Genomic DNA, 26,647 nt, shown 5'->3' on the forward strand with positions numbered 1-26,647 from the left:
GGCGCTTCAAAAGATGAAAGCGGATGTAATCATGACAGCCGACGCAGAAACAAGCGGACCCAATCCGCGCATGGTCGCGGATGTGCCTTCTGTATATACGCGTGCAATAATGGAGCTTGCTGCATAAAAGATACAAGCCAAGATGACCGCCAATTGCCCAAGCAAAGAGCTGGCGGAAGCGCCAAGATCTTTACTCATCAGAATGACCACACCGGCAAAACCGGTCAGCAAGCCCAATACTTTGGGCGTTGTCATCTTATCGTCGTGCAACATGAAGTGCGCCACAAGAATGGTGAAGAGCGGCACGGTGGCATCAAGAATGGAAGCCACACCTGAGTCGATGGATTTTTGTCCCCAGGAAATGAGGAAGAAGGGAATGGCGATATTGGTCAGCCCGAGCACGATGAGTGGAGCCCATTCTTTCCATGTGCGCGGCAGGGGGATGCGCTGAGTCACCACAACTGCCACACCGAACAAGAAACCAAAGAAAGCACGGAAAGCGACTAACGTAATCGGACCTACTTCACGCAAAGCAAGTTCGACCCATAAAAAGGATGAACTCCAGATCAAGCCGAGGGTGATAAAGATCACCCAATGTTTTGTTTTCAATTTAACTCCTTTGTTTAACTGCCAAACATTGTAGCTGGCAGGCTTTTGTTTTCCTACCCGATTCTTGCTTGTTTTATGGAAGGCGAGAGTGTATCACTGTCCTTTCAAGAGATGTCAACCCCACCGCGGAAGGTTGTACGTTTTGTATCTCGCCGTTATCATCGTGTTTCTTATAGTGGAATGATCGTAAAAAAGGAGATGTGCCATGTCACAACCGAACCTGCCTGATTTTGACTCGCTCTGGGATTATTCACATCCTGATCAGACCGAAACAAAATTCCTTGAGCTTCTTCCGCAGTTTCCCGAAGAAGACCCCGCCCGTTTGGAGCTATTGACTCAAATCGCGCGCGCACAAGGATTACAAAGAGAATTCAATGATGCGCATCTCACCCTCGACCAGGTGGAAAATCAACTGAGCATCGAGTCTTCACGTGCGCGAGTTCGTTATTTGCTGGAACGCGGGCGCGTCTTCAATTCATCCAAGCATCCCGAAGAAGCCCGTCCGTTCTTTGAACAAGCAATGACCATGGCACAGGAATTGAACGAGGATTTCTACGCCGTGGATGCGGCTCACATGCTGGCGATCATCGCTGACCCCGCCTCTTCTCTAAACTGGAATCTGCGTGCCATCCAAATGGCTGAATCCTCCGCTGACGAAAAAGCCCGCGGCTGGCTTGGCTCGCTTTACAACAACACCGGCTGGTCATATCACGACATGGGCGAGTATGAATCAGCGTTGGAAATTTTCCAGAAAGCCGAATCCTATTTCGGCGAAGTGAGACGCGAAGACCGGCTGCGTATCGCCAAATGGACAGTGGCACGCTGTCTGCGTTCGATGAATCGCATCGAAGAAGCTTTCTCCAAACAGATGGCATTGAAAGCCGAGTTTGATTCTATTGGCGGCAGCGATGGTTATGTAGACGAAGAGATCGGGGAATGTTTGTTGCTTTTGAAGCGCGAAAGCGAAGCCAAGCCTTATTTTGCCAAGGCGTATGAGTTGTTGAGTCAGGATGAGTGGATGATGGCGAATGAAGCTGAAAGAATGAAGCGGATGAAAGAGTTAAGTTAATGTCATTGCGAGGGCGGTGTTTTCCGCCCGAAGCAATCTCTTGAATTATGAGATTGCTTCGTCGCGAAGCCCAAGTGCGCTCCTCGCAATGACATCCTTCACCAAATAATATTCCCCACGTTCAAAGCCGCGATCCAGATAATACTGGCGTGTGCCCACCGCCGCAATGACGGCAAGTTTCTCAAAACCTTTTTCTTTTGCAACTCGTTCTGCTTCTTCAAGCAGGCGTGTGCCCAGCCCAACGTGCTGAGCCGCGCCTGTTTTTTCTACGCCTACGCCAAGCGACTGTCCATAGACATGCACTTCACGGATGAGCGCCGCGCCAGTCAGATCATCCATGCCCGTAGCGGGAGATGCATTGGAAGGCAGAGAGAGGCGAATGAATCCCGCCAGCCCATCTTCGGGCGTGACGAAGGAAATGAAATGTTCCTCAGCACTGCCAGCCTGATAGACATGGTCATCCAATTGCAGGGACGATAACTCGACGACCTTGCCTTTCACTTCACGACAGCGAATGCACTGACATTTCGTGCCGCGCTTCTTCATGATTGCCTGAATATCCTGACGCAGACTGGTGCGACGGTTGCCTTCCACCACGTTGGTGCTCGGAATATCGCGGATGACGCGGTTCACGCGGCAATACTTTGGAATGGACGGTTTGATGTCCGCGATGAGTTCGACGAGGTCATCGGTGGTGTAAGGGTTGAATTCGCCGCGCTGCCAGTATTCGTATAACTCGGCATTGGCAAGAAGTTGATTTGGGTAAATTTTTATTTCATCGGGGCAGAAGTCATTCCATAGTTTTGCGAAATCTTCACGGTCTGACTCAGGCGTAGCACCCAACAGATTCGGCATCCAATGCAAAACGATCTTGAACCCGGCAGCGCGCAGTAATGCCGTCGCTTGACGGGTGCTTTCCACATCATGCCCGCGTTTGTTGATTTCTAAAATATGATCGTTGAAACTTTGTGCACCCATCTGTACTTTGGTCACGCCAAGGTGACGCAGCCAGCGCAATTCATCAGGATTTATCTCATCGGGTCGCGTTTCGATGACTAGTCCCACGTTACGGTGCGGAGCGCTTTCATTAATCGAATGGATACCAGGAAGTTTGGAAGAGTCCAACATCTCCTGCCGTTGTGGTTCCACAGCCGGAAGGCTTTCGAGTTCATTCATGGCGTCGAAACATCTGCCAATGAACCACTCCTGATAATCACGGCGATACGAAGACCACGTGCCGCCTAAAATCAGCAACTCGACCTTATCAGTCGGGTGTCCTAAATTTTTCAAGGCGCGGATGCGGTTCGTCACCTGCTCATACGGGTCAAATTTATGTTCGAGCGCACGCATCGCGCCGGGCTCGTCGGGTAAATAGCTCTTGGGCATGCGTACATCGGTAGGGCAGAAGATGCACTTGCCCGGGCAGGGATAGGGCTTGGTCAGCACCGTCACCGTGGTCACACCAGAGAGCGTGCGCATCGGTTTCATGCGGATGCGCTCCAGCAGGGCGGTATCCGCTTCCATGCTGCCTGCTGCGATCAACTGCTCATAAGCAGCCACAAGAGCCGCCTTGTTCAAATATCCACCGCCCTCAAGCGGATGCCGCCGGATGAGCGTCATCACATCTTCACCCTCGCGGATTTTATTAAGCAGAAAATGCGCCAACTCCATTTTCTTTGGGGTTAGCGCGTTGATCTTCTTCCAGAGTTGTCGTTTTTCAGCGAATTCCATCTACAGCCTATAAAGTAACCAGCACATCTTATTTTATCTCTAAATTAAATTCCTGCTTTACTTCCGTTAATTTCTTCTTTTCGAACATTTCAGTATGCAGCCCGCATTCAGTTTTGCCGCGTCCAGCCCAACGACCGGAACGTTCATCCTCATTCGCGCCGATGGCAATGGTGCAGGGCGCGCAGCCTACGCTGCGGTAACCCTTTTCCAACAGCGGGTGTGAGGGCAGGTTGTGCTCCTGGGCGTATTTTTGCACATCAGACTTTGTCCAATTCAATAGTGGATTGATCTTCAACAAGCCATCGTCTTGTAGTTCCAGTATCTGAGCCTGTGAGCGCACGGAGGTTTGGTCGCGCCGGATGCCCGATACCCATGCTTTAGTGCCGGTCAAAGCCTTTTGCATTGGCTGAACTTTATGAAGGTAGCAGCACAGGTTGGGGTCTTCGAGTGGCAGCCTGCGTAGGTTTTGCAACACAAATACATCCCAGCGTGGGTCGCGATGCAAGTCAACGACATCGAGATTCCACTCAGCGGCGAGTTGTTCGCGGAACATCAGCGTCTCCCAAAAGTGATAACCGGTATCGATGAAAAATACGGTCACGCGGTGTTCCAACTGGCTTGCCATGTGTAAAAGCGGCATGGACTGGGTTTGAAAGGATGAACTCATTGCCACAGCAGGAAAATACTCTTTCACTGCCCAGTGGATGATCTCTTGCGGTGTCTTCGTTTCAAATTCTTCAGAAAGTTTGGCGATCTCAAGTGCAGAAAGCATGAAAAGATTATACCCAGTCCGACGTTATAATCGCATTATGAATTCCAATGTTGCCATGCAATTGATCGAATTGAATCGCAAGTTCTATGACCAGTTCGGCGGTTCTTTTTCTGCCACCCGTCAACGTTTGCAGCCGGGTGTAAAAAAGATTCTCGAATCAATTAATGCGGATGAATCCGTGCTGGACTTGGGTTGTGGCAATGGATTTTTTCTGCGCGAGCTGCATGACCGGGCTCACCGAGCCACGCTTCTCGGCGCAGACTTTAGCCTGCCTCTGCTGCAAGAAGCCGAATCCACGCCGGGAGTTGAGTTCAGAGAACTGGATCTCATGCAGCTTTCGAGATTTAGCGATCAGCTTTCAGTAGCAGGCGGCTGGGATGTCATCACGATGTTTGCGACCATGCATCACATTCCATCAAAAGAAATGCGTTTGGATATTTTGCAAACAGTGAAAAAGGTGTTGAAGCCAGGTGGAAAATTTTATCTCTCTAATTGGCAGTTCTTAAACAGTGAAAAGTTAAAAGCCAGAGTCCAGCCGTGGGAGAAGGCGGGGCTTTCAGATTCAGATGTGGATGAAGGAGATTGTTTGCTCGACTGGCGCAGTGGCGGCGTGGGCTTGCGGTATGCGCATCAGTTTTCAGCTAAGGAACTGTATGAGTTGGCAGAGCAGGTTCAAATGCAGGTTGAAGCGTCTTTTTTTTCCGATGGGGAAAATGGCAGGTTGGGGTTGTATCAGGTTTGGGTGAACGCTTGATCAGTCGTCTACAATAACAATATTGCGCCCGGCGTTCTTTGCCTGATATAGTGCGGCGTCTGCTCGCTTGATTAGAGAGTTGAGCGTATCGGCATTTTTTGCCTGAGCGATGCCAATGCTGGATGTGATCGTGATCGCACCCACCTCTGTATGAAACTGTGTATTCATGACGGATTGACGCAGGCGCTCACCGATAAATCTGGCTGCTTCGAGATTCGTTTCTGTGAGCAGGATAATAAATTCCTCGCCACCGTACCTGCCAACCAGGTCTGTAGTCCGTGATGACCTCAAACAAAGTTGAGCAATTTGATAGAGAATCTGGTCTCCCGCGGCGTGACCATAACGGTCATTGACCTGTTTGAAGTGGTCAATGTCGAACATGATGGCGCTGAAGGGGCGGTTGATACGGCGCGAGCGCTGGAATTCATATTCGCCCAATTGGAACAACCCGCGGCGGTTGTGAATATTGGTAAGTGCATCGGTGATGGCAAGATTTTGAGTCTCTTCCAAAATTCGGGCATTTTCGAGGGTAATAGCGACTTGGTTCGCGAATTCAGTGGCGATCATGATCTCCTGTTCGCTGAAGTCGTTCGGTTTTGCGCTATCGATTGCCAGGAGCCCAATCACTTTCTCTTGCACAATCAGGGGGATTCCAAGCCAGGAACGGATGTGGTTGTGCGGAGGATTAAGGAATTGTTTGTATACCAGTGCTGCGTCGGGGAGGTAGTAGGAAGTACCTCTTTCGAGTACGACCGTGTTTGGATTGTCTCCCGGAACAGAGAAGCGCAGCCCCTGAATGTCTTCTTCGTTTTCCCAGCCATTGCCGCCAATGATGTGCAGCTCATTGTTTTCCAGCAGCTGTACTGAGGCGCTATCATATGGCAGCATTTGCTTTAGCTGTTCGAGTACCCGGTTGACTGCGCGTTTAAGCTCCATTTGTTCAGAAATGGCGATACCAGCTTTGCGCAGGGATTCGGAAGTGTCTGCCCTGCGGTTGGCATCTTCCATTGCCTGGAATTTTTCAAGCGCCAACGCGATCAGAGAGGCGGCTTGTTCGCAAACCTGCACTTCTTCTGGATTGAATTGGTGATATTGTTCAAAGGAAACCAACACAGCCCCCAGCTTTTTTTTCTTTGCGATGAGCGGGAGAACAAGAATGGATTTTGAGGGAAATAACCCGGTAACGGACGACGTGGCATATGGGGTGTTGTTTACATCGTCGATGACTAAGGTGTGTTCGAGCTCAAGGGCAGACCGAGTGAAGGTCTTTTCGCCTGGTTTGATCGCAGTTTTTGGGTAGGTGTCTTTCATCTTCCCGTAAGCGGCAAATGGGATGGTTTGTTCATTGACATCGTCCCATAAGGTTAAGAAACAGCCATCTGCGGTGATCAGTTTTGCTAAATGCGTTGCCACAATCTCAGCCATTTCGTTCTTGTTTGCCGCCTGAAGAGATACAGTTACGATATCTTGCAATAGCCCCATGGCAAGTTGGCGGCGGGATAATTTCAGAGCGGTTCGAGTACGCGATTCTGCTGCACCTAGAATATTTGCAGCAGTTTGGAATGCATCCAATTCCATGCCCGTCCATTGACGTTCCGCCCTGCATTCATCGAATAGCATGAATGCCCACCACTCATTATCTACAAAAATAGGTACCACTGCAATGGACAGGCTGCCCATCTGGTTGAGCAGTCTTTGTTCCGCTATGGGTAAATCTTTGACCAGCCCATGGATCTGGTATCCATTTGACAGGTCGTCAAGCCATCTGCCAAGTCCTGCTGCTTCGAGAGGGATATTCTGGTGGTCGGGGTTTTCAATCTGAGGCAAAATTCCATTTGCTGTCCATTCATACTTCAGGCTGGATGTGACTGCGAGCTGGCTGTTTGTGGAATTTAAGATGAACTGCACCCGGCTTACATCTGCTGCCAGTCCAAGATCCATTAATACGGCTTCTATGTTTTGTTGCCAATCTGCTGCCTTGAGGAATTTCTCGGCAGCCCGGCTGACGGCAGACATGATCGAACTGCGGCGGCTTAACTCCTCTTCTTTTTCCTTGCGTTCGGTGACATCATGCAGCGTGATAACGATATTTGATGTGCCTCGTGAGGTTGCTGTGACTGTGGATATGGCGGCTTCGAAGGTTTTTGTATTGTTGTTATCGTCGATCTCTATCTCGGCACGGTAGTCGCTGTCTCTCAAATGCGGGTGCAAGATTTGCGCAAACGCGCCTGCCACATGATTGAAGGGTTGACCGATGGCTTCGTTTTCTGTGCGTTTTATCAATTTTTCAGTGACCGGGTTGATATACAGAATGCGCTTTTGATCATTCAACACGATTACACTATCCTGCATATTCTTTAGAACCGTCATGTGTTCCAGCGACAGGATATCCGAAAGGCGGTAGCGCAATGTCACCCATGCGAGGCTGCTGGCAGTAGGCAAAAAGAATAGCGGAGTGTAGTCCAGGTTTTTTATGGGACTAATGTCGAAAACGAATAGCACTGTTCCCAATATTGAGAACAGCATACTAAAAATGACCAGACTGACCTGCAGCCGCAGCGCACGGGGGCTTTGCAGAAAATCTATCAGGATCAGAATGCTGGCTACCAGGGTCAGACCAAAGGAAAAGAATATGTGGATCCAAAAGCCAACTCCGTAATGAACTTTGAAGAACCACAATGAGCTTTGGTGTGAAACGGTTTCACTATCCCACATAAAATGATGAAGTGGATTTGTCCAGACTAGCAGCAATACAATGACGGGTATTATCCATGTCAACACACGTACCTGTAGTGTGATCAGGTGGCTTCTGCCGGTGTATTCCAGTGCGAAGAAAAATAAAAAGACAGGCAATCCAATGATGCCAATATATTCAAGGTTTATGATTAAGATTTTGGTGTTAAGGGATGGGGAAAAGATCTCCAATCCATACAGAAACGACCATATGGATATGGAGAGCATTGCCCATGCAAATGGAATGACCGCTACGACGGGCCGCTTCCTCCATGCATACAAACCCAGCAGCGCATAGAAAATCGCCGCCAGGACATAAATGAATGGGATAAGAAAACCAGAATTGAACATTGCTTTATATCATTGTAATTTTATTACAGCGCTTTTTACATGATAACAATGTGAAGATTTGCAATACTTTTAGTGGACTCAAAAATATTGCGCCCCGCGTATAAAAAGATACGAAACGCAATTCTATTATAAAATCACTTGTTGCGGCGCAGCCACATACTGCCACCAGTTGTTGTGGATGCCGTTCTTACGCCCCATCACACGCGGGAAATGTCTGAACCACCACTTGTGATGGGCGCGGATTTCCCCGCCGCCCCATTCGGAGGCATCCACAATGCGGGTATCTCCTTTGAAGTTGGGGAAGTTTAGTAACCAATCATAGCATTCACTCTTGACCGGGGTCATGTTTCCCCACTCATAATCGACCTGGCTATTCGGCGCAAAGTGGATGTTGCCGCAGGCGGCTTTGCCCGGTGCTGATTTTTCGTAGCGAATGAAACGCTGCCACAAATTGGCGTCACCAGTTAATTTGCTGAAGGTTTTTTCCAAAATAGATTCGGCGCGATGCCCATATGATTCATGCATTTCGCCGACGCCGCGTTCGTACGAAAATCCCATCACTACAAAGCGGCGTTTGCTATTGGCGGTATTTGCCAGTGGAGGGGCATTGCACCAAAAGGCGCCTGGTCCGCCCATGGTGGATTCATAGAACCCGGCATATGGAAAGCCAAAGATCCATACTTCGTCGATCTCGCTGCGGGCGATGCGATTAAGGACGTTGAATTGGGTCAGGATGGCGGCATAGTTGACTTCCTGTGGCGTGTGCGGAGCGGCAGTGCGATTCCAGACATCCAAAAAAGTTTGCGGTGTGTAACGGAAGCCGTCTGTTTTGGCGGGGAATTCGTTCACGTCTATGCGCTGAACGATCTCATACCGCACCAGCCCCTTGCTGACTTCGGTAATATCGGAAATGAAATTAACAAGCAGGTCTGAGGGGTCGTACCACTTCAGGTATTTGGAAAGTTTCACCCCGGTGGTTTTGTCCATGATCGGGTCGTAGACAATGACCAATACCTTACTGCGGGTGATCTGGGCGGGTTCGGTAGTGTTGTCTTTAGGGTAACTTGCCGGGCGAAAAATGTTAAAAATGGAATCCAATACAGTGGGCATGGAGCACTCCTTGTTTCAAGGCATGTTGACTGCGAAATATACCTGACCGTTCACTGCAATATACAACACATGATCCGGGCTGACCGCTACGGCGCCTACAGGTCCGCGTGGAACGGGGTTTCCATCTGATGTGGGGAGAAATTGGTTTTGTAATTCCATCGAGCGCGGGGCGAAGCGCATAATGCTTTGTCCATCCGAATCCAGAAGGAGCATGGAAGGATCTGGCGGGGCGGCAAAAAGGATCTGGGTGAAATGTGCCGTGCTGAACAGGTCCATGTCTGAATATGCAGGGAAGGGGTTCACGCGCACAAGCGGATCCTGACATTTTGAAGCGGCGGTATCGACCCGGCTGAAGAAGCAGTTTGAGATGCGCCCATCTGCATGTAGGAGGTACATCTCATCGCCGGTGACGAGGAAGTCGATCACATCTTGTGTGGGGGTTTGTTGACCGAAGAAGAAATACGGGCGGTCTACAAAAGCAGCTTCCTTGCCGGTGTAGACCCATACAGCGCGAGAGGGGGCATCAAGAACGTATAAATTACCGCCATCCAGAATGAAACTGGTGATGCGTCCCCAGTTTGTATCGGGAGCGGGCAACAGACCGGTTTGTGGAGGTCCGCCGGGTTTGCAGTAGAGCAGGTTTCCAGACGCATCAATGCCGAGCACGGTTGCGCCATAAATATTCGTAATGGGCAGGGCAAGGATATCCACCAGAGGTCCGGCGCTGTTGTTGCTGCCGGGTTTGCAATCGAAGGTGGTGTCCAATTCAAAGCCGCCGCTGCCAGAGGGGATGGCGCGCATGATCTCGCCATTGGCGGCATTGAGCAGGTACAGGTCATTCTCGCTTGCCACCATGCGGCTGACGTCTACGCCGAGTTTTGAGCTGAACGCGGGGTTGAATTGTAAACGGGTGATGCCCAGTAATACATCGCGGTTTGCGTTCGCTTCTTTTTTCAGGTTGATCGTATCGTTGGTCTGACGGTGTTCCTCCGCCCGTTCCGCATTGGCAATGACATTTTCCCACGCAATGCGTTGTTCGACGGGATTGGTGAGGGTGAGTGCCTGTTGTTTTGTTTGCAGTGCCTGGTTGTAATACACATCGTATTGTTCGTTGCGCCCATAGCGTAAATAGACCACAACGGAAAGCGTGACTACGATCAGCGGAATTAGAACCGCCATGAAGCCCATGAATGCGGTCGATGAGACAGTCGTTGATACCGGCGATTCAGCAGGTAGCAGGCGCGGCAGGAAGTTTCGAAAGCGCTCCCCAAGCGAGGCACCGCCATTGCGAATCGCTTGCATGACGTTGACCACGGCTTTTGCTGCCTGGCGCGTTTGTGGTGAAGGCTCGCGTGGAGCGGGCGGCGGCTTTACTTCCGGTTGGCTGGCGATCTCGGAAACAGGTTCACTTGTTGGTTCGGGTTCGGCGATCTCTTGTTGCACTGCCGGAGCAACTTGTGTTTCATTCAAAACAAGAGCAGGTGTAGGGATAGGGTCGTTTTCTGTTTTTGGTTTCGCTCTTGGAATGGATGCAGGAAAATCGCGCGGTATGGTCTTTTGTGGGAGACTCGCCAACGGGCTGGCAGCCGGTGTTGAAACAGCAGGCGGCATGTCTTCATGCTGCACCGGTATTGCATACGCCGAAGGTTGAAGAAGATGGGCACCTGTTTCAGGCGTAGATTCAACTTCTTGATTGGTGGCAGGCAGGTCTGGTTCCAGAACAGGAGGCGCGGGCACTTCATCCTGTATCTTTTCTTCTTCGACTACGGGTTGTTGTTCGGGTTGTTCTGCCGGCTCGATCTGTGGTGTGGGTGCTGCGCCGCGAAAGAGGTTAACCGTGCCTGTACCTTCTGTGGTTTGGATCAGGACAGCATTCAAATCTTCGCCGGTGAGTGAGGTCAGGCGGCGGCGCATTGCATCAAAGGAGGAGGGCTGGGCGTCTTCAAGCGGGGTGACCCAGGCGTTGGGTACACGTCCGCAGAAAAGCAACAGGTCATTGGTGACGAGGTCGGTTTGCGCGTAATGGATGTTGATCGTCTGGCTTGAACCCAAGCCTTTGCCGGAGATCGATGGCTCAAAAAAATGGCGCGACCCGTTTGCGCCGAACCAATAGGCGTGCATGGGTCCGCTGAGTGAAAAGATACATTGATTTTCACGTAAAGCGGCGAGTGCCAGCCATGCCAGCGTGTATTGTCCGCGGCTGGTGCTGCCCATATTGCGCTCAAGTAGGATGCGGTTAAGCGAATCGGCAGCGGCGCGCAGGGCGCTGGTTACAGCACGCGGTGTTTGATAAAAGACATTGGCAATATCTTCAGCAAATTTGCGGTATTCGGTGGTGGTGATGGTGGCATTGCCTGTTAGGGCAAGGTAAACGACCAGACGATCCTGCTCGCGTCCACGCGCGGCGGTTTTGGGCGGGTTTACTGCCAACACGCCGGGCATTTCTGTGGGTTCCTGACCCTGTATTCGGTATAAAGGTGAAAGATTGATGTCGAGAGGCATGTAAGATAACCGCTTGTGTCGCCTTCATTATAACTGGTAACGTCCCTGCTATTTCCGCCCTCGAAATTTGGGGAGTGCCGATTTTTAAAGATTTATCATCAGAAAAACCCCTGATTTCAGGGGTGAATTTTTTTCTGGGTCAACATATAAAGATAAACATACAAACTGGTAAAATTCGACGGCTATGGACTATACCCTTCTCAACGATTTCTCTCAATTACAGGCGCACGAATGGAATGCACTTCTCAAAGAGTCCATCAGCGATACGCCCTTTCTTCGTCATGAATATCAACGCCTTTGGTGGGAGCATCGTGGCGGCGGCGAATGGAAGAACGCTCAACTGATCCTTGTTTCTGCACGTGAGGGGGATCGGCTCGTTGGCATCGCTCCGCTCTTCATCGCAGAATATGAAGGTCAGCCCGCGCTGCTGCTCAATGGCAGTATCGAAATTTCAGACTATCTGGACCTGATCGTCCGCAAGGATGACCATGCTCAATTCGTCACTGGCTTGTTGGATTTTCTCGCTTCATCCCTGGCCGGAAACTGGTCCAAACTCGATTGGTATAACCTCCCCGACGACTCTCCGACTCTTGCCGCGCTCAAAGCGGAATCTGAGAAACGCGGCTGGGCTCACCTCGAAGAGATGTACCGCCCCACGCCGCGCATTGCCCTCAATGGAAATTTTGAGGATTATCTTGCTAATATCGAAAAGAAACAACGCCACGAGATCCGCCGCAAAATGCGCCGTGCTGCCGAGTCTGATTTGAATGTGCGCTTCGTGATCGTCGACCAATCGGCGGATATCGAGCCTGAACTTAATGCCTTCTTCGACCTGATGGTGCAAGATTCCAACAAAGCGACCTTCCTGCATCCTGCCATGCGTGAGCAAATGACCGCCTTTTTACGTGCTGCACATGAAGGTGGTTATCTCTGGCTTGGCTTTCTGGAGATCGATGGCGTAAAAACTGCCGCCTCATTAAACTTCGATTACAACGGCAAATTCTGGGGGTACAACTCCGGCGTTAGTCGAGCGCACATGGAGCTTTCCCCCGGTTGGGTCTTAATGGCAAATACCATTCAATGGTGTTGTGAGAACAATCGGCATGAGTTCGACTTTATGCGTGGCGACGAAGATTACAAATACCGCCTGGGGGGCGTTAATCGCTTTGTGATGCGGGCGAGACTAATCCTCAAGTGACCTGCTAAAGAGACCGTCGTTGAAAACGACGGTCTCTTTTTGTTTTGCAAAATCCCCTTTTCGGGAGTAAGATAAATACCTGTATCGGAGGTACCCATGCGAGATCTAACCAATGAAATCCTTGAACTCATCCGGCGCACATCCAGTTCCCTGCCGCCTGATGTGGAAAAACGATTAAAAGAGTCTATCGAAAAGGAAGAGCCGGGTTCGGCGGCGCGCGGTGCTTTGGAGACCATTCTTAAGAATATCGACCTGTCTCGCGCCAATTCCACGCCGATCTGCCAGGATACGGGCACGCCCATTTTTCAAGTGCATTACCCTGTCGGTTGGTCTACGATCCAGCTTAAGAAGCAGATCCGAGCGGCGATGGCAGAAGCGACCAAGCGATCTTTTATGCGTCCCAATGCAGTGGATGCCATCTACGACAAGAACACCGGCAACAACCTGGGCGGCGACGATTTCCCCTATATTCATTTTGAAGAGACAGAAGGGAATGAACTTGTCATTGAGTTGATGCTCAAAGGCGGCGGTTGTGAGAATGTTGGTCGCCAATATTCTTTGCCAGAGAATTCTCTCGGTGCCGGGCGCGACTTGGCTGGTGTCCGCAAGGTGGTGCTGGATGCGGTGCAGAAGGCTCAAGGTCAGGGGTGTGCGCCGGGTGTATTGGGAGTCTCCATTGGCGGTGACCGTGGTTCTTCCTATATCAAGTCGAAAGAAGTGTTGTTCAGCGAAATGGACACCCGTAATACGGACCCGAAACTCGCCGAACTGGAAGAACGCCTGACAAAGGAAGCCAATGAAATGGGCATCGGTCCAATGGGATTTGGCGGCAAGACTACCGTCCTCGATACCAAGATCGTCGGCTTAAGCCGCCTTCCGGCGTCCTACTTTGTCTCTGTATCTTATATGTGCTGGGCATATCGCCGCCGTAAGTTGACAGTGAAGGGCGACGAGATCGTGTACGATTGATGAATTCCATTTACGCATCACTCACTGCGTGATGCGTAAGGAGCTTGGATCATGAAAAAAATTACCACTCCTGTTAGTGATGAAGCCATCCGCGACCTAAAGGTTGGCGACTCCGTTGCTATCTCCGGTATGATGCTTACCGGGCGCGACGCTGCGCATAAATGGATGATCGATACCTTCATCAAAAAGACCCGCCCACCCCAGGGTGATGACCTGCAAGTGTATGAAGAACTGAAGAAACTGCTTAATGGTGCCGTTATCTACCATTGCGGTCCCGTGGTTGCCGGGCTGGATACCAAAGAATATAAATTTATCGCTGCGGGTCCAACTACATCCATCCGTGAAGAGCCGTATCAAGCAGATGTCATGAAACACTTCAACGTCAAAGGTGTGATCGGCAAAGGCGGCATGGGCGCAAAAACGTTAAAAGGCTGTCAGGAAACACCCAGTGTGTACTTCCATGCCATCGGCGGCGCGGCATCCTTTCTTGCGCAAACGGTGACCAAGGTCCACAGTGTGTTCAAAATGGAGTTTGGTGTTCCCGAAGCCATGTGGCTGATCGAGGTCAAAGACTTCCCGGTTGTCGTCACCATGGATTCGCATGGCGGCAGCCAGCATACGGTCATTGATGAAGCCTCCAGAAAAGTTTTAGATCAACTGCTGGAAAAGCCTTACTAATACGACCAGGCGGAATGCCATGCATTCCGCCTCTTTATTTAATCTGATCGTTTCTTACTAATGCCTATTGTTTTATAATGACCTTGATGCGAAATATGTTTCGGCGTTTGTTTGCGCCATCTATTTTTGAAGACGAAGAAAAGACTCGCACAGCTCAAACCTTGAATACATTTGGGTGGGTTGCGTTTTTTATGGTTCTTCTGCTGACAATCTCCCGTATGGTTTCGGGGGAGTGGCTAAGCGTCTCTTCCAGGTTATTTTTTCCAGCTTTACTTTTTATCCTTTTCTTTACCCAGGTCTTGATCCGCAAGGGGCATGTGCGTACGGCTGGCAGTTTTATGGTCGTTCTGATTTGGTCAGCACTTACCTATCAGGCGGTCGAAGCAGACGGGTTGCGGGATATAGCCGTCTTTGCCTACTCTATTCTTGTGTTGTTGGCAGCGTTGTTGCTTGGGTGGATGGAAGGACTTTTTACAGGGTTGCTTAGTCTGGGGGTGATCTGGTTCTTTGCGTACCAGGAATATATGGGGATTCGACAATACAGCATTGACCCACCGCTGAGCTATGCCCGCGATCTTTCCGCTGTTTTTATCATCACCTGTGTGTTGACCTATATTCTGATCCGGCGTTTGAACCGTTCGCTTTCTGATGCGCGTTTGGAACTTCGTGAGCGTTTGCGCGCAGATGAAAAACTGCAGGTTCAAGCCAGTTACCTGACTGCACTTCACGAAACGACCTTTGGCTTGCTTAACCGCCTTGAATTAAAACCGCTGCTCGAATCCCTTCTTGTCCGGGTTAGTATCCTGCTTGGTACACCCAATGTTGGTATTGACCTTATCCTTCCGGATGGGTCCAGCCTCAGGCAGGAGTTGGGAAATGGGATTTACGAAGAGCGAAATGGCGTTCTTATTGAAAAAGGGGTTGACGTCGCTGGCCAAGTTTGGGAGCGCGGCGAAACCGTTTTGGTGCAAGAATACCAATCATGGGAGGGGAGAGACCCTAAAGGCATTGATGAAAGAATATTATCTGTAGCGGGTGCTCCGCTAAAAACTGGGGATACAGTCCTTGGTGTACTGCTTGTTGCCACGACAGTAGATGAACATCGCATTAATTTAGAGCAGGTTTCTGCGCTCGAGAAACTGGCGGCGCTGGCATCTCTTGCCATTGATAATGCTCGTTTATATGAAGAAGCGCAGCGCGAACTGAACGAAAGGAAAGCTGCAGAAGAGGCATTACGCTCGAGTGAGAACCGCTTCCGTAAGGTGTTTAACAACGGTAACATCGCCATTTCCATTGTGACCTTGGATGAAGGTGTTTTTCTTGAAGCGAACGAAGCTTTCTGGAAATTGTCCAGCCTGATTCCTGAAAAAGCGCTGGGACAATCTGCTCTTGACCTGCATTTCTGGCAGAATGAAGAAGCCCGCGGACAGTTCATAAAAGACTTGCTGGAGAATGGTTCGCTTGAAAACGTCGAAGTGGAATTCACTGGCGAGGATGGCGAGACCCGTTCTTCCATTGCTTACTATGAATTGATCAATATTAAGAATCAGAACTGTATTCTTTGCATGTTCTATGATGTCTCTGATAAACGCCAGGCGCTGCGTAATCTGAAGGAAAGCGAGGAGCGTACCCGCGCCATTATTGCCTCGATCCCGGATATGATCTTTGAGATATCAAAAGACGGTGTCTTCCTGGATTTTATGGCGTCTGCTGATCTGGTGCCCATTATGGAACCGCACGAATTCATTGGCAGGAATATCAAGGATATGTTCCCGGCGGGTATCTTACAGCAAACCATGTTCGCATTGGAGCGCGCCCTCTCTTCGGGACAAGTCCATGCCTTTGAGTATGGTATGCCGCCAGGGGAGGAGATCCAGTTCTTTGAAGCGCGTGTGGCACCAGTCACCTCTGAATCTGCCATTATCATGGTGCGTGATATCAGCCAGCGAAAATGGGTGGAGACCGAGCGCGAGAAACTGATCAAGGAACTGGAGGATAAGAATGCTGAATCAGAGACTCTGCGCGAAAGCATGGCGATCATCGTTGAAACGCTTGATGAGACTCGGGCAGTCAGCCTGATCCTCGAACAGCTTGAAAAAGTAATTCCCTACGATAGTGCTTCCGTTCAATTGCTCAGGGCAGATGTGCTGGAGATCGTCAGTATCCGCAGGTTGGACCCGCCCGAAGAACATATAGGACGAAAATTCGAGGTTAGTTTGGATGAACCATCCTATCCATTGATCGTGGGGCAAGCGCCTTACATCCTTGTTGAGGATGTTCAAGTTTCCATGCCAACCTTCAAAAAAGGGGACCGACCGAATCCGCACATTCGATCCTGGCTTGCTATTCCGTTAAAAGTGAAGGGGAATGTTATTGGCATCATCGTCCTTGATGGGCATAGTGTTAGTCAGTTCTCCGAAAAAGATGCCGAATTGGCTGTAACCTATGCCAATCAGGTCGCCATTGCTTTGGAAAATGCCCGTCTTTTCAGCGAGGTACAAAAAGAGCTTGTTGCTCGAAAGGGATTAATCCAGGAACTTGAAGGAAAAAACGCCGAATTGGAGCGTTTTACCTATACCGTTTCGCATGATCTCAAATCCCCGATCATCACCATCCGCGGGTTTCTTGGTTTTCTTGAACAGGATGCACTCACCGGTAACCTGCCAAGGCTGCGTGGGGATGTAAAAAGAATTTCAGATGCAACGGATAAGATGCAAACCCTGTTGAATGAACTGCTCGACCTCTCGCGGATCGGGCGTTTGGTCAACCCGCCGAAATTGGTACCCTTCAATGAGATCGTTTACGACGCACTTGACTTAGTGCAAGGACGCATCCAAACCAGTCGTGTTCAGGTGCATATCCAGGAAGACATGGATGCTGTTTATGTGGATCGCCAGCGGATGGTGGAGGTTGTACAGAATTTGATCGATAATGCCTCAAAGTTCGTGAGCGAAAATCCAAGGATCGAGATCGGTCAATTGGGTCAGGAAGGCAGTATGCTGATCTTCTACATCCGCGATAACGGAATTGGAATTCCATCGATTCATCATGAACGCATCTTTGGGTTATTTAACAAATTGGAAGCCGATTCGGAAGGCACCGGGGTGGGACTTGCTCTCGTCCGACGAATTATTGAGATCCATAATGGCAGGATCTGGGTCAATAGTGAACCGGGAAAGGGGTCTACCTTCTACTTTACCCTGCCATCTGCTGAAGCGCCGTCTGCCGAACCCGAAAGCTGAATCGTGATATAACTGACCTGACAATACATTTCCTTGGAGGATTTTTTATGAAACATGCGGTCAGCATCAGCATTGGATCATCGAAACGAAATAAGTCTGTGGAAGTTACTCTCTTGGGCGAGACCGTACGCATCGAACGCATTGGCACGGATGGGGATATGGAAGCTGCCGCACTCAAATATCAGGAACTGGACGGAAAAGTGGATGCATTCGGTGTTGGTGGTGCAGACTTGGGGGCATTGGCAGACGGCAAATGGTATCCCTTATATTCTGTACAACCGATGGTGCGTTTTGTAAAGAAGACGCCGCTTGTAGATGGCGGTGGATTAAAGAATACGTTGGAAAATAAAGCCCCGGCGTTTTTGGATGCGAAGATCGGCGAATACATCCGCCAGCGCGGGCGTAAGGTGTTGGTCACGGTTGGTGTGGATCGCTGGGGGATGTCGCAGTCATTTGCAGATGCCGGGTATGAAACCGTCTTCGGTGACCTCATGTTCGGGTTGGATATTCCGATCGCCATTCATAAAATAAGCCAATTAAAGACCGTTGCCGCTTTGCTCATGCCGATCGCTGGACGTTTGCCCTTCGATTGGATCTATCCCACCGGCGAGAAGCAGGAAAAACATACCCCCAAGTGGGAGAAGTACTATCACTGGGCAACTGTCATTGCCGGTGACTGTCATTACATCAAACGCAATATGCCCCTCGACATGGAAGGCAAAGTGGTTGTCACCAACACCACCACGCCTGACGATGTGGCATTTTTCAAGAAGTGCGGTATTAAATACCTCATCACCACCACGCCTGTATTAGAAGGACGTTCCTTCGGTACGAACATGATGGAAGCGGCATTGGTTGCCATCTCAGGTAAAAACCGCCCGCTCTCCTTTGCAGAGCTGGATGAAATGCTGATCAAACTTGGTTTTGAACCCCAATTGCAGGAGTTAAACTAACGTATGAAGATGAATGCCATTGTCCTCGCTGGGGGCATCCCGCAACCCAATGAGCCGTTGTATCGCTACTCGCAAGGCGGCTCCAAAGCATTGATCGATGTGGCAGGCAAGCCCATGGTACAGTGGATCGTGGACGCGCTTGCTGAATCCAAATCGGTGGACCAGATCATTATCATCGGTCTTTCACAAAAAAGCGAGTTAGCCTGCTCCAAACCGTTACACTATATTTCCAATCAAGGACGTATGTTGGCGAATATTGTTGCCGGTTCTGAAAAATCGTTTGAGTTGAAACCCAATACCGATCACCTGCTTGTCTGCTCTGCAGACATTCCCGCTTTGCGCGGCAGCATGGTGGATTGGCTCGTCAAAACCGCCATGCAAACCGAAGATGACCTGTACTACGGCGTGTGCCCCAAAGAAGTGATGGAAGCACGCTATCCCGAATCCAAACGAACATATACCAAACTCAAAGACATTGAACTTTGCGGCGCAGATATCAACATCACCCGTATCAGTATCATCAAAGAACATATGGATGTTTGGGAAGCCCTCATCGGCAACCGTAAAAGTCCCATGCGCCAGGCTGGTATTATCGGCTTCGACACCCTCTTTCAACTTGCCACCCGTCAATTCACCCTTGAAAGTCTGGTTGAGCGTGCCTCAGAGCGCATCGGCATCAAAGGTCGCGCCATTGTCTGGCAGCAAGCCGAACCCTGTATGGATGTGGACAAACCTCATCAACTCGAACTGATGCGCGAAGACCTCACCCGCCAGATCCGTTCTGAAAAAGCCAAAGCAAGGGCGGCAGCGAAAAAATGAGTCTGCGTTCCATCCTCGAACTCGATGCCCGACTTTCCAGTCAGATGCGCGTTGCTGAAAAGCCGGGTTTTTTGCGCAACCTTGCCATCTTCTTCGCGCACTCCGGCGACTCTTGGTTCTGGGCGGCGGCACTCATCATCATCTGGTTCTTCAGCAGCTCTGAATGGCGGCACTGGGAAACCGTGGAGTTCTTCGGTCTCTCCGGTTTGGCAGTCGTGGTGCTGGCGGTCAAGTTCCTCTTCAAACGCAAACGTCCTGAAGGCGAATGGGGCGGGATTTACCGCAACACCGACCCGCACTCCTTCCCATCGGGACACGCCGCCCGCGCCTTTCTCATTGCAGTCCTCGCCTCGGCTCTTGCCCCGCCCTGGCTTGCCACTATCCTTTGGGTTTGGGCGCCGCTGGTAGCTTTAGCTCGTGTGGCCATGGGCGTACACTACCTTTCAGACATCATCGCTGGAGCCATTCTCGGAGCCATTGTTGCTTTGCTCGGCTTGCAGTTCTATCAATTTCTCATAGACTGGTTCACCGGGCTGACCGGTTTTATGTTCTGGTAAATTTACCAAAACATTTTGAGCGGGAATTTATGCTTTACTTTCTCTGGATAGACTTTGTGAAAAGGTAAAAAAGACTCCGAAAGTTTTGCTTTCGGCAACATTACCTGAAGTAAAACTTCAAGAATCCAAATTGTTTATGCAAGATGCCTAATTAAATAATTTAAAATAATGGAGGAATAAATGGCATTAAATGAAGCAACAGAATTGAAAGATAAAATAACAAAAAAGTCAAACATTCGTTTGCCTTATATGATCATCCTTGCTGTGTTGGGTGTTTTAAGTGTCGTGTCTGGCGTCATGAATTTATATTTGATGAATGCCGCTGCGAATGTTATTTCCATAGACCCCTTGTCGGTTGCAATCGACATTACTTATGGAGCTTTGCTTCTCTTTTCGTCCATTATGACCTTCAAAGGAAAAGTTGTTGCGATTTGGTCTTTTGGCGGAGCTGTTTTAGTGAATGTCGTCGGCGGCCTTATGTTAGGGCGTAGCGTCAATTTCTTTGTCGTGTTAATGGGGATTGTTTTTTTGATTCAATTGTTTAACTTGAAGAAACAAGGAGAACTCTCATAAATTTATTCAAGTAAGTTGGAAACCTGTCGTATAAATACCTGGCAGGTGGTCAGCGCTAGTGGAGAATTACTCTTTTAGAATAAGCAACTATGAAAACTCACACCTTCCGCCTCAAACCTCAACAAGACCTGTTCGACTCCATCGAAGAGTTTATAAAACAAAACAACATCGAAGCAGGTTGTGTGCTTTCCAGCGTAGGCAGCTTAACCCATGCCACCCTGCGCCTCGCCAATCGTGGATATTACAACGATTATGACGGTCATTTCGAGATCGTCTCCATGACCGGGACAGTTTCCATCCATGGTTCACACATCCACGTTGCCATCTCAGACGGCGACGGCGTGACCATCGGCGGTCATCTCGTGAGTGGTTGCAAAATCTATACCACCGCTGAAATTATTCTTCTCGAGTTAGAGGATGTCGTCTATAAGCGTGAATTATTCGAAAATGATTCTGGCTATGAAGAGTTGGTAGTTTACAAAAAGTAGGGGCGCGGAGACCGCGCCCAGGTTTGAATGAAAATATAAAGAAATGGCGACTTGCAAGTCGCCATTTCTTTATTAAATTGCCTTCAGAAATTCTTCCTGCTTCGTTACAGTTTCTTTCAACCCCAATCTTTTTCCCAATCGCGTCAACTGCGGCGGGTCAACATAGGTCTGCGCGAGAATTTCTTCCTGCCCCAAGACCTCGCGGGCAGCGCCGTCGAGCAAGACCTGTCCCTTTGCGAGGGCGATGACACGCTCGAAGTTCTCGGCGCAGAAATCAATATCATGCGTAATGGTGATGACGGTCTTGCCTTCCTTCTTCAACTCAGCAATGACGTGCGCAATGCGCCCCACATTGACGGCGTCCTGCCCGGTGGTGGGTTCGTCAAAGATGATGATGGGCGTGTCCATGGCGATGATGGATGCCAGTGCGACCATTTTTCGCCAGGTGGGAGAAAGGTCGTAGGGGTTGGTTTCCGTCTTGTCGTTCAACTCGGTCAGACTCAACGCGCGTTTGACGAGTTCATCGATCTTTTCTTTGGCGTACCCCAGGTTCTTTGGACCAAACGAGACTTCGGTCAATACGTCTCTTGAGAACAACTGCTCATCGGGGTTCTGGAATACATACCCAACCCGTGAAGCGAGCTTTGCTGTGGAATGCTTCGTCGTCTCCCAATCGCCAATGGATACAGAGCCGGTAGTCGGTTTGAGCAATCCATTGAAATGCCGTACAAGCGTAGTTTTCCCAGCGCCATTTTGCCCAACGATAGCAACCTGCTCACCAGAATCAATAGTGAGGTTGATACCTTTTAAGGCTTCCAAGCCGGTGGGATAGGTGAAACGGAGGTTTTTGATGTCGATTTTCATGATGTTTTGTTTGTAGGGGCGGGGTCTCCGCCCAATGATTTATAATCTCGAAAAGGACGAGAGGACCTCATCCTTTACTTTTAAACCCCTCCACCGCCTCATCCAACGTGACAGGTAGATTTTGCTTTTTCCACAAGCCTTGTTTCTTCGCTTCTCGTGCTGTGGAGGTGTATCGCGAAACGCCGAAGCCGTTTTCTGTCAGCAGGTCGGAGGTAAGCACTTTCGTTTGGCTTGCCTTCCATCAGAATCAGACCTTGTTTTAATGCAATGACGCGATCTGCAAATTCAGCGATCCATTCCACTTTGTGTTCAACCATTACAACGGTCATGCCTTCTTCTGCCATCTTTCGCACCACGCCGAAGACTTCGCGGGTGCCGATGGGGTCCATTTGCGAGGTGGGTTCGTCGAGGACTAAAGCCTGGGTCGCATGACCAGGATCGAGGTCAGCGCGACGCGTTGTTGCTGTCCGCCAGAGAGGGAATAAGGAGAGCGGTCGGCTAACTCGCTGATTCCCGTCAGGGACATGGCATCCTCCACTCGTTTTTTCATTTCATCACGCGGCACGCCGATGTTCTCAAGCCCAAACGCAATTTCCTCAAAGACGGTGTACTTCGCGCCGGAAATTTGGTTGAATGGATTTTGAAACGCCAGCCCAACGTTGAGCACCCATGTATCGAGCGTGGATTTGCTCGAGAGTTTTCCGTCCACTTCGATCTCGCCGGAGATCTCGCCTTTGAAGAAATGCGGCACGAAACCCGCCAGCGCATAACATAGCGTGGACTTGCCCGCGCCATTAGGACCGATGACCGAAACAAACTCACCTTCCTGGAATCTGCAAACTGAGGTTTTGCAGCACCGGCTCTTTGGTGAGCGGATATTTATACGTGACGTTTTGAAGATTTATGAAAGCCATAAATTCAACCCGATGGAAATGATGATGAACACCAGCAGTGCCCAACGCAGAAATTGATTGAATGCAGAGTCGGGAACTTCATGCAAAGAGGTTTTGACCTGTTTGGAGGTGAAGCCGCGCGCTTCGATGGCGATGGCGCGTTCTTCCACTTCCACGAGCGAGCCGAACACGAGCGGACCGATCAGCGGAATAAGCGAACCAGCGCGTTTGAGAAAGCTACTTTCGGTATCGAGTCCGCGGGAACGCTGGGCAGAGATGATGGTCTGTGCCTTGGCTTGCATCTGCGGCAAAATTTGTAACGTGGAGATGATGACGTACGCGAACTGACCGGGCAAGCCGCGACGCGTGAGGTCCGACATCAATTCGCTGGGATGGGTAGTGACGAGAAAAGTGTGAACGCGAGACCATCACGAAAACACGCATGGCATTTCGGAAAGCGAATAGGACGCTTTCCATGGTCATATCCAGAAAATAGAATTTGAAGATGATGTCTGTGCCGACGGGTTGAAAGAAGGCTTGCATCAAAATAGAAAGCCCGCCGCTGGGATGATGAGCCGTAAGGCTGTGACGGAAAATTCACGAAAAACTTTTCCCAACAGACTGAGTGGAATGATGGCGGCAAGCACAAGGATGTGCGGCGTCCAGTAATAGGGAAGGTGAACGCGATCAATATGAGCGCCAGAGTGAGCACCAATTTGGTCAACGGGTTGAGACTGTGCAGAAAGCTGTCTCTTTTTATATGGAAGGAAAGGCGTTCATGCATAGGTTGCGATTATACCCATTTGGACGAATAAAAGAGACCAGATATTTTCTGGTCTCTTTACAGCCGTCATTGCGAGGGTGGTGGTCTTCCACCCGAAGCAATCTCAGGCATTATCTTAAGATTGCTTCGTCGGGCTGTCGCCCTCCTCGCAATGACGGTAAAGCATTTCAATTATCCGCCGAGGATGTTACGCAGCATGAAGGCCGCGAACAAGACCAGCGCAACGACCACGCCAATGGCGATATACAACTGAGTGCTGCTTGCACCGCCTTCGGTTGCAACTTGGTCCGCTTTGGGGTAGCCGCCGATGGTGCGCTTGGGCAAGCCTTGAATGATGGCGAAGGCGATCATGGCAGTGGTGATCTTATCGACCGGCTCGGTTAAGAAGTTGGTGCTGACCACAGCCGACCAAATGCCTTGCCCGGTCTGGAGAAGGTATGCGGTGATGAAGGAGGAACCACTGGCAGTGATGCCGCCAAAAAGATACACGGCGATCGGGGTGAGACAATGGCGGCGGTGAGTGCAACCACGAAACCGGTCACAACAACCTTCCACCAGCCTTGAAGAAGCCCCAACCCGCCATGCGACCCGCCATAACCGATCATTGCAGCGACGGGCCACCATGGTAGCGCACCGGGGTCAATGGCAATGCCCCCAAATGACGTTAGAGAGCGCCAGTGAGAGCGCCAGCCCATGGCCCACACAGGACAGCCACCAACACAGTGCCGATCGAATCAAGGAACACGGGCAGCTTGAGAACGAGGACGATCTGACCCACCGCAACATTAATGGCGATGGCGATGGGAATGAGTACCCACGTCGTGTATTGGTTGCTCTTGATTTTGTCCAAACATAGTTTCCTCCGAAAAAGTTGATTAAATCAGACACGTACTGATTATGATAACACTGTTGTTTTGAATGTCACGATTTTTGTGCCAGTTTTTCCATTCGTTCCAGGAACAATTCCATAAACATACGCGGACGTACGCCCATTGCCACCTTCATATTCTTGGGTTTCTTCTCATAATTGTAGAAGTCTCCAAAGGTGTTGCCCAAACCCACTCCCGTCGAAATATCCACATCCACCACCAGGTCCTGGTAGTCGCAAATTTCCGGCATAAAGGTCAGCGCCAGCGTCATCGGGTCGTTAATGACACAACCGTCAATGCTTTGATATTCATCAAGAAATTCCATAAAAGCGCGTCGAGTCCGCAATGAATTTTGTGATCGGCGCATTTATCTTTAGTAAACGGTTCAGGTCATCTTTTGTGAAGATGCATTGATAGGTCACACCCAACGGCGTGAGGATCATCGGCATGCCCGAATGAAAAACAATGTGCGCCGCATGTGGGTCCACAGGTGCTGTATTCCGCCAGCGCCGGTGTTGCCGGGTGCTGGATCGCCCCACCCATGATGAACACCTCTTTCACGTTTTGTACAATCTTTGGCTCTTTGCGAATTGCCAGCGCGACATTCGTGAGCGGACCGATCGCCACCAGCGTGATCTCACCTGATGCGACATGATCTGCTCACGAGAAAATCGCTTCCATGCTTAACCGTGGCTGGGTCGCTGATTCCTGGAAGCTGGGCATACCCAAGACCATTCCCGCCATGCGTCCCTGGCGAGTAGTGACTTTTGACGAGCGGCAGGTCACAGCCTTTGAAGACCGGTACCTGGCTCAAGCCTGCCAGCTCTAAAACAGATAATGCATTCTTCGTCGTCTGCTCGGTGGAAACATTTCCATGGACAGCGATCACGCCGTCTAAACTAATTTCAGGCGAAGCCGCCGCCAGCAAAAGCGCCAGCGAATCGTCAATACCGGGGTCAGTGTCAATGATGATGTGTTTTGGCATGTTCGTCGTTGCTTGCACCGTGCGCAAGCACGCGTGCGAGGGCGTTCTTGCTCTTTGCCCGAAGCAATCTCCTATTGTTTTGCTAAGTTTTCCATTCCTTAATAAATAATCCCACGAACTCGCGTCCTTTACATCCAACGCGACCTTGATGTTGGCGGGTTTCTTTGCCACTTTCATAAAGTCTGCGTACGTCTTGCCTGCCGGGGAAACTCCCCCGAAATATCCACATCCACATAAGTGTGACTCGAGGGGAGAGCAGCTCTGGCGCAATGACTGCCGCCACCGTGAGCGGATCTGTAAGGCACAGCCTGCAACCTTCGTACTTCAAATAGAAATCCATATAGGTTGCAGTCGCGTCGCGGACGAATCTTGCAATGGGGGAGTCGGTCTTGTTCAATCGCTCAATGTCGGCGTAGGTGAGCAAACATTTGCAGGTTGCGTCCAAGGGATCAAGGTGATGGGAATGCCCGAATTGAACACGATATGTGCCGCATGTGGGTCTTCTGAAATATTGAACTCTGCCAATGGAGACATATTTCCACCCGAACGAACGGCGCCACCCATGATGACCAATTCTTTAACACATTCAGCGAATTTAGGCTCTTGGCGGATCCGCAAGGGTAACATTCGTCAACGGACCAATGGCAAATAAGGTCAACTCCTTTGGCTCGGCAAGAAAGCGTTCGATCAAGTAATCTTAACGGCACTGTGCCTTAATGGTCTGAGTCTTTGGCCGGGTAAGTTGGTTCGTCATGCCGCTGGCGCCATGCAAAACTTCACCTTGTGCCTGATGCGGCGGCTTGACCAATGGCACAGAACATCCCTTAACACAGGAATGTTTCTTTCTTGCATAAATTCCAGTAATGCCAGCGCATTACGCGTGGTCTTGTCCAGAGTTCACAGCCACTGGACTGTGGTCAGAGCTTCGAGAGTTTGATCTCTGGCGAAGGCAGCATCAAGCAGGATGGCGAGCGCGTCGTCTAGCCGTGGGGGTCGGTATCTAAAATGATTCTGGGTTGTGGGCATGTTACGTCCGTAGGCGGAGGTTTCCCGCCCAATAATGGGGTGAGTTCTAAAAATTCGGGCGAGGCCTCCTCGCCCACTTTATAAATTCCCTCACTTCTTCTTTGGTGGGTAATGATGG

The 26,647-nt window shown here is 50.2% G+C and carries 27 protein-coding genes and 1 pseudogene; 11 read left to right on the top strand and 17 right to left on the bottom strand.

Annotated elements, in window-relative coordinates; translation table 11 throughout:
• Positions 1-6: 6 nt before the first annotated feature.
• A complete protein-coding gene (locus tag IPG80_RS12385) occupies positions 7-609 on the bottom strand; it encodes a DMT family transporter (protein WP_345107167.1) in 603 nt (200 codons plus the stop codon).
• Positions 610-814: 205 nt separating this feature from the next.
• Between IPG80_RS12385 and IPG80_RS12390 the strand changes: the two genes are divergently transcribed.
• Positions 815-1,678, top strand: coding sequence for a tetratricopeptide repeat protein (locus IPG80_RS12390; RefSeq protein ID WP_345107170.1), 864 nt, complete (start codon positions 815-817; stop codon positions 1,676-1,678).
• 45 nt (positions 1,679-1,723) lie between these two features.
• On the opposite strand, the gene IPG80_RS12395 is transcribed toward IPG80_RS12390, so the two are convergent.
• Positions 1,724-3,409 carry a tRNA uridine(34) 5-carboxymethylaminomethyl modification radical SAM/GNAT enzyme Elp3 gene (locus IPG80_RS12395; protein ID WP_345107173.1) on the bottom strand — a complete coding sequence of 562 codons (1,686 nt, stop codon included), beginning with the start codon at positions 3,407-3,409 and terminating at the stop codon, positions 1,724-1,726.
• A gap of 28 nt (positions 3,410-3,437) precedes the next feature.
• The gene (locus IPG80_RS12400) at positions 3,438-4,181 is read right to left on the bottom strand and encodes a phosphoadenylyl-sulfate reductase (RefSeq protein ID WP_345107176.1); all 744 of its coding nucleotides are present in this window, start codon (positions 4,179-4,181) and stop codon (positions 3,438-3,440) included.
• Between the two features lie 37 nt (positions 4,182-4,218).
• On the opposite strand from IPG80_RS12400, the gene IPG80_RS12405 reads away from it, so the two are divergent.
• The gene (locus IPG80_RS12405; RefSeq protein WP_345107178.1) at positions 4,219-4,935 is read left to right on the top strand and encodes a class I SAM-dependent methyltransferase; all 717 of its coding nucleotides are present in this window, start codon (positions 4,219-4,221) and stop codon (positions 4,933-4,935) included.
• Here the strand turns inward: IPG80_RS12405 and IPG80_RS12410 are convergent, their stop codons facing one another.
• The 3 genes from IPG80_RS12410 to IPG80_RS12420 form a co-directional block, all read right to left on the bottom strand.
• Complete coding sequence (locus IPG80_RS12410; protein WP_345107181.1) at positions 4,936-8,019, bottom strand: histidine kinase N-terminal 7TM domain-containing protein; 3,084 nt, start codon at positions 8,017-8,019, stop codon at positions 4,936-4,938.
• Between the two features lie 126 nt (positions 8,020-8,145).
• Complete coding sequence (locus IPG80_RS12415) at positions 8,146-9,129, bottom strand: hypothetical protein (protein WP_345107184.1); 984 nt, start codon at positions 9,127-9,129, stop codon at positions 8,146-8,148.
• Between the two features lie 15 nt (positions 9,130-9,144).
• Positions 9,145-11,631: a hypothetical protein gene (locus IPG80_RS12420; protein ID WP_345107186.1), complete on the bottom strand. Its 2,487-nt coding sequence runs from the start codon at positions 11,629-11,631 to the stop codon at positions 9,145-9,147.
• Positions 11,632-11,815: 184 nt separating this feature from the next.
• Here IPG80_RS12420 and IPG80_RS12425 point away from each other — a divergent pair, with 184 nt between their 5' ends.
• From IPG80_RS12425 to IPG80_RS12465, 9 genes are all read left to right on the top strand, one after another.
• On the top strand, positions 11,816-12,829 hold the full coding sequence (locus IPG80_RS12425; protein WP_345107189.1) for a GNAT family N-acetyltransferase: 1,014 nt from the start codon (positions 11,816-11,818) through the stop codon (positions 12,827-12,829).
• A gap of 96 nt (positions 12,830-12,925) precedes the next feature.
• A complete protein-coding gene (locus tag IPG80_RS12430) occupies positions 12,926-13,798 on the top strand; it encodes a fumarate hydratase (protein WP_345107192.1) in 873 nt (290 codons plus the stop codon).
• 51 nt (positions 13,799-13,849) lie between these two features.
• Complete coding sequence (locus IPG80_RS12435; protein WP_345107195.1) at positions 13,850-14,476, top strand: FumA C-terminus/TtdB family hydratase beta subunit; 627 nt, start codon at positions 13,850-13,852, stop codon at positions 14,474-14,476.
• 86 nt (positions 14,477-14,562) lie between these two features.
• The gene (locus IPG80_RS12440) at positions 14,563-17,718 is read left to right on the top strand and encodes an ATP-binding protein (protein WP_345107198.1); all 3,156 of its coding nucleotides are present in this window, start codon (positions 14,563-14,565) and stop codon (positions 17,716-17,718) included.
• A gap of 47 nt (positions 17,719-17,765) precedes the next feature.
• Entirely contained in the window at positions 17,766-18,671 is a 906-nt protein-coding gene (locus IPG80_RS12445) for a quinate 5-dehydrogenase (RefSeq protein ID WP_345107201.1), read from the top strand.
• Between the two features lie 3 nt (positions 18,672-18,674).
• A complete protein-coding gene (locus IPG80_RS12450) occupies positions 18,675-19,490 on the top strand; it encodes a nucleotidyltransferase family protein (RefSeq protein WP_345107204.1) in 816 nt (271 codons plus the stop codon).
• Positions 19,487-20,047 carry a phosphatase PAP2 family protein gene (locus IPG80_RS12455; protein ID WP_345107206.1) on the top strand — a complete coding sequence of 187 codons (561 nt, stop codon included), beginning with the start codon at positions 19,487-19,489 and terminating at the stop codon, positions 20,045-20,047. The genes IPG80_RS12450 and IPG80_RS12455 overlap by 4 nt, the downstream gene beginning before the upstream one ends.
• Before the next feature lie 180 nt (positions 20,048-20,227).
• Positions 20,228-20,620 carry a hypothetical protein gene (locus IPG80_RS12460; protein ID WP_345107209.1) on the top strand — a complete coding sequence of 131 codons (393 nt, stop codon included), beginning with the start codon at positions 20,228-20,230 and terminating at the stop codon, positions 20,618-20,620.
• A gap of 89 nt (positions 20,621-20,709) precedes the next feature.
• Entirely contained in the window at positions 20,710-21,108 is a 399-nt protein-coding gene (locus IPG80_RS12465) for a PPC domain-containing DNA-binding protein (protein ID WP_345107212.1), read from the top strand.
• Between the two features lie 72 nt (positions 21,109-21,180).
• Here IPG80_RS12465 and IPG80_RS12470 read toward each other — a convergent pair whose 3' ends face one another.
• From IPG80_RS12470 to IPG80_RS12520, 11 genes and pseudogenes are all read right to left on the bottom strand, one after another.
• Positions 21,181-21,972, bottom strand: a complete 792-nt coding sequence (locus IPG80_RS12470) for an ABC transporter ATP-binding protein (RefSeq protein WP_345107215.1) — start codon at positions 21,970-21,972, stop codon at positions 21,181-21,183.
• A gap of 98 nt (positions 21,973-22,070) precedes the next feature.
• Positions 22,071-22,361 carry a hypothetical protein gene (locus tag IPG80_RS12475; RefSeq protein ID WP_345107218.1) on the bottom strand — a complete coding sequence of 97 codons (291 nt, stop codon included), beginning with the start codon at positions 22,359-22,361 and terminating at the stop codon, positions 22,071-22,073.
• 23 nt (positions 22,362-22,384) lie between these two features.
• The gene (locus tag IPG80_RS12480; protein WP_345107242.1) at positions 22,385-22,873 is read right to left on the bottom strand and encodes an ABC transporter ATP-binding protein; all 489 of its coding nucleotides are present in this window, start codon (positions 22,871-22,873) and stop codon (positions 22,385-22,387) included.
• A pseudogene (locus tag IPG80_RS12485) lies at positions 22,874-23,263 on the bottom strand (energy-coupling factor transporter transmembrane component T); the annotation flags it as partial. It lies immediately after the preceding gene.
• 557 nt (positions 23,264-23,820) lie between these two features.
• Positions 23,821-24,273 (bottom strand): kelch repeat-containing protein, encoded by a 453-nt coding sequence (locus IPG80_RS12490; protein ID WP_345107220.1) that lies wholly within the window; start codon positions 24,271-24,273, stop codon positions 23,821-23,823.
• 40 nt (positions 24,274-24,313) lie between these two features.
• Positions 24,314-24,499, bottom strand: a complete 186-nt coding sequence (locus tag IPG80_RS12495) for a hypothetical protein (protein ID WP_345107223.1) — start codon at positions 24,497-24,499, stop codon at positions 24,314-24,316.
• 71 nt (positions 24,500-24,570) lie between these two features.
• Entirely contained in the window at positions 24,571-24,843 is a 273-nt protein-coding gene (locus IPG80_RS12500; protein WP_345107226.1) for a nucleoside hydrolase, read from the bottom strand.
• Positions 24,830-24,967: a hypothetical protein gene (locus IPG80_RS12505; protein WP_345107229.1), complete on the bottom strand. Its 138-nt coding sequence runs from the start codon at positions 24,965-24,967 to the stop codon at positions 24,830-24,832. The genes IPG80_RS12500 and IPG80_RS12505 overlap by 14 nt, the downstream gene beginning before the upstream one ends.
• Before the next feature lie 188 nt (positions 24,968-25,155).
• A complete protein-coding gene (locus tag IPG80_RS12510; protein WP_345107231.1) occupies positions 25,156-25,503 on the bottom strand; it encodes a nucleoside hydrolase in 348 nt (115 codons plus the stop codon).
• Positions 25,504-25,585: 82 nt separating this feature from the next.
• Positions 25,586-25,900 (bottom strand): hypothetical protein, encoded by a 315-nt coding sequence (locus IPG80_RS12515; RefSeq protein WP_345107233.1) that lies wholly within the window; start codon positions 25,898-25,900, stop codon positions 25,586-25,588.
• Positions 25,897-26,067 carry a nucleoside hydrolase gene (locus IPG80_RS12520; RefSeq protein ID WP_345107236.1) on the bottom strand — a complete coding sequence of 57 codons (171 nt, stop codon included), beginning with the start codon at positions 26,065-26,067 and terminating at the stop codon, positions 25,897-25,899. The genes IPG80_RS12515 and IPG80_RS12520 overlap by 4 nt, the downstream gene beginning before the upstream one ends.
• Positions 26,068-26,647: the final 580 nt, after the last annotated feature.

It is taken from the genome of Candidatus Villigracilis vicinus (assembly GCF_016702885.1).
In the GTDB taxonomy this organism is placed as follows: domain Bacteria; phylum Chloroflexota; class Anaerolineae; order Anaerolineales; family Villigracilaceae; genus Villigracilis; species Villigracilis vicinus.

Excerpts from the sequence above, each read along its gene's own strand:
- IPG80_RS12505 (WP_345107229.1), bottom strand. The coding sequence starts at position 24,967 with ATGCCGATGATCCTCACGCCGTTGGGTGTGACCTATCAATGCATCTTC.
- IPG80_RS12475 (WP_345107218.1), bottom strand. The coding sequence starts at position 22,361 with ATGGACCCCATCGGCACCCGCGAAGTCTTCGGCGTGGTGCGAAAGATG.
- IPG80_RS12435 (WP_345107195.1), top strand. The coding sequence starts at position 13,850 with ATGAAAAAAATTACCACTCCTGTTAGTGATGAAGCCATCCGCGACCTA.
- IPG80_RS12430 (WP_345107192.1), top strand. The coding sequence starts at position 12,926 with ATGCGAGATCTAACCAATGAAATCCTTGAACTCATCCGGCGCACATCC.
- IPG80_RS12405 (WP_345107178.1), top strand. The coding sequence starts at position 4,219 with ATGAATTCCAATGTTGCCATGCAATTGATCGAATTGAATCGCAAGTTC.
- IPG80_RS12445 (WP_345107201.1), top strand. The coding sequence starts at position 17,766 with ATGAAACATGCGGTCAGCATCAGCATTGGATCATCGAAACGAAATAAG.
- IPG80_RS12465 (WP_345107212.1), top strand. The coding sequence starts at position 20,710 with ATGAAAACTCACACCTTCCGCCTCAAACCTCAACAAGACCTGTTCGAC.
- IPG80_RS12415 (WP_345107184.1), bottom strand. The coding sequence starts at position 9,129 with ATGCCCACTGTATTGGATTCCATTTTTAACATTTTTCGCCCGGCAAGT.
- IPG80_RS12450 (WP_345107204.1), top strand. The coding sequence starts at position 18,675 with ATGAAGATGAATGCCATTGTCCTCGCTGGGGGCATCCCGCAACCCAAT.
- IPG80_RS12425 (WP_345107189.1), top strand. The coding sequence starts at position 11,816 with ATGGACTATACCCTTCTCAACGATTTCTCTCAATTACAGGCGCACGAA.
- IPG80_RS12410 (WP_345107181.1), bottom strand. The coding sequence starts at position 8,019 with ATGTTCAATTCTGGTTTTCTTATCCCATTCATTTATGTCCTGGCGGCG.
- IPG80_RS12500 (WP_345107226.1), bottom strand. The coding sequence starts at position 24,843 with ATGGAATTTCTTGATGAATATCAAAGCATTGACGGTTGTGTCATTAAC.
- IPG80_RS12395 (WP_345107173.1), bottom strand. The coding sequence starts at position 3,409 with ATGGAATTCGCTGAAAAACGACAACTCTGGAAGAAGATCAACGCGCTA.
- IPG80_RS12455 (WP_345107206.1), top strand. The coding sequence starts at position 19,487 with ATGAGTCTGCGTTCCATCCTCGAACTCGATGCCCGACTTTCCAGTCAG.
- IPG80_RS12510 (WP_345107231.1), bottom strand. The coding sequence starts at position 25,503 with ATGCCAAAACACATCATCATTGACACTGACCCCGGTATTGACGATTCG.
- IPG80_RS12420 (WP_345107186.1), bottom strand. The coding sequence starts at position 11,631 with ATGCCTCTCGACATCAATCTTTCACCTTTATACCGAATACAGGGTCAG.
- IPG80_RS12400 (WP_345107176.1), bottom strand. The coding sequence starts at position 4,181 with ATGCTTTCTGCACTTGAGATCGCCAAACTTTCTGAAGAATTTGAAACG.
- IPG80_RS12440 (WP_345107198.1), top strand. The coding sequence starts at position 14,563 with ATGCGAAATATGTTTCGGCGTTTGTTTGCGCCATCTATTTTTGAAGAC.
- IPG80_RS12460 (WP_345107209.1), top strand. The coding sequence starts at position 20,228 with ATGGCATTAAATGAAGCAACAGAATTGAAAGATAAAATAACAAAAAAG.
- IPG80_RS12470 (WP_345107215.1), bottom strand. The coding sequence starts at position 21,972 with ATGAAAATCGACATCAAAAACCTCCGTTTCACCTATCCCACCGGCTTG.
- IPG80_RS12390 (WP_345107170.1), top strand. The coding sequence starts at position 815 with ATGTCACAACCGAACCTGCCTGATTTTGACTCGCTCTGGGATTATTCA.
- IPG80_RS12520 (WP_345107236.1), bottom strand. The coding sequence starts at position 26,067 with ATGGGTGGCGCCGTTCGTTCGGGTGGAAATATGTCTCCATTGGCAGAG.
- IPG80_RS12490 (WP_345107220.1), bottom strand. The coding sequence starts at position 24,273 with ATGGTGGCCCGTCGCTGCAATGATCGGTTATGGCGGGTCGCATGGCGG.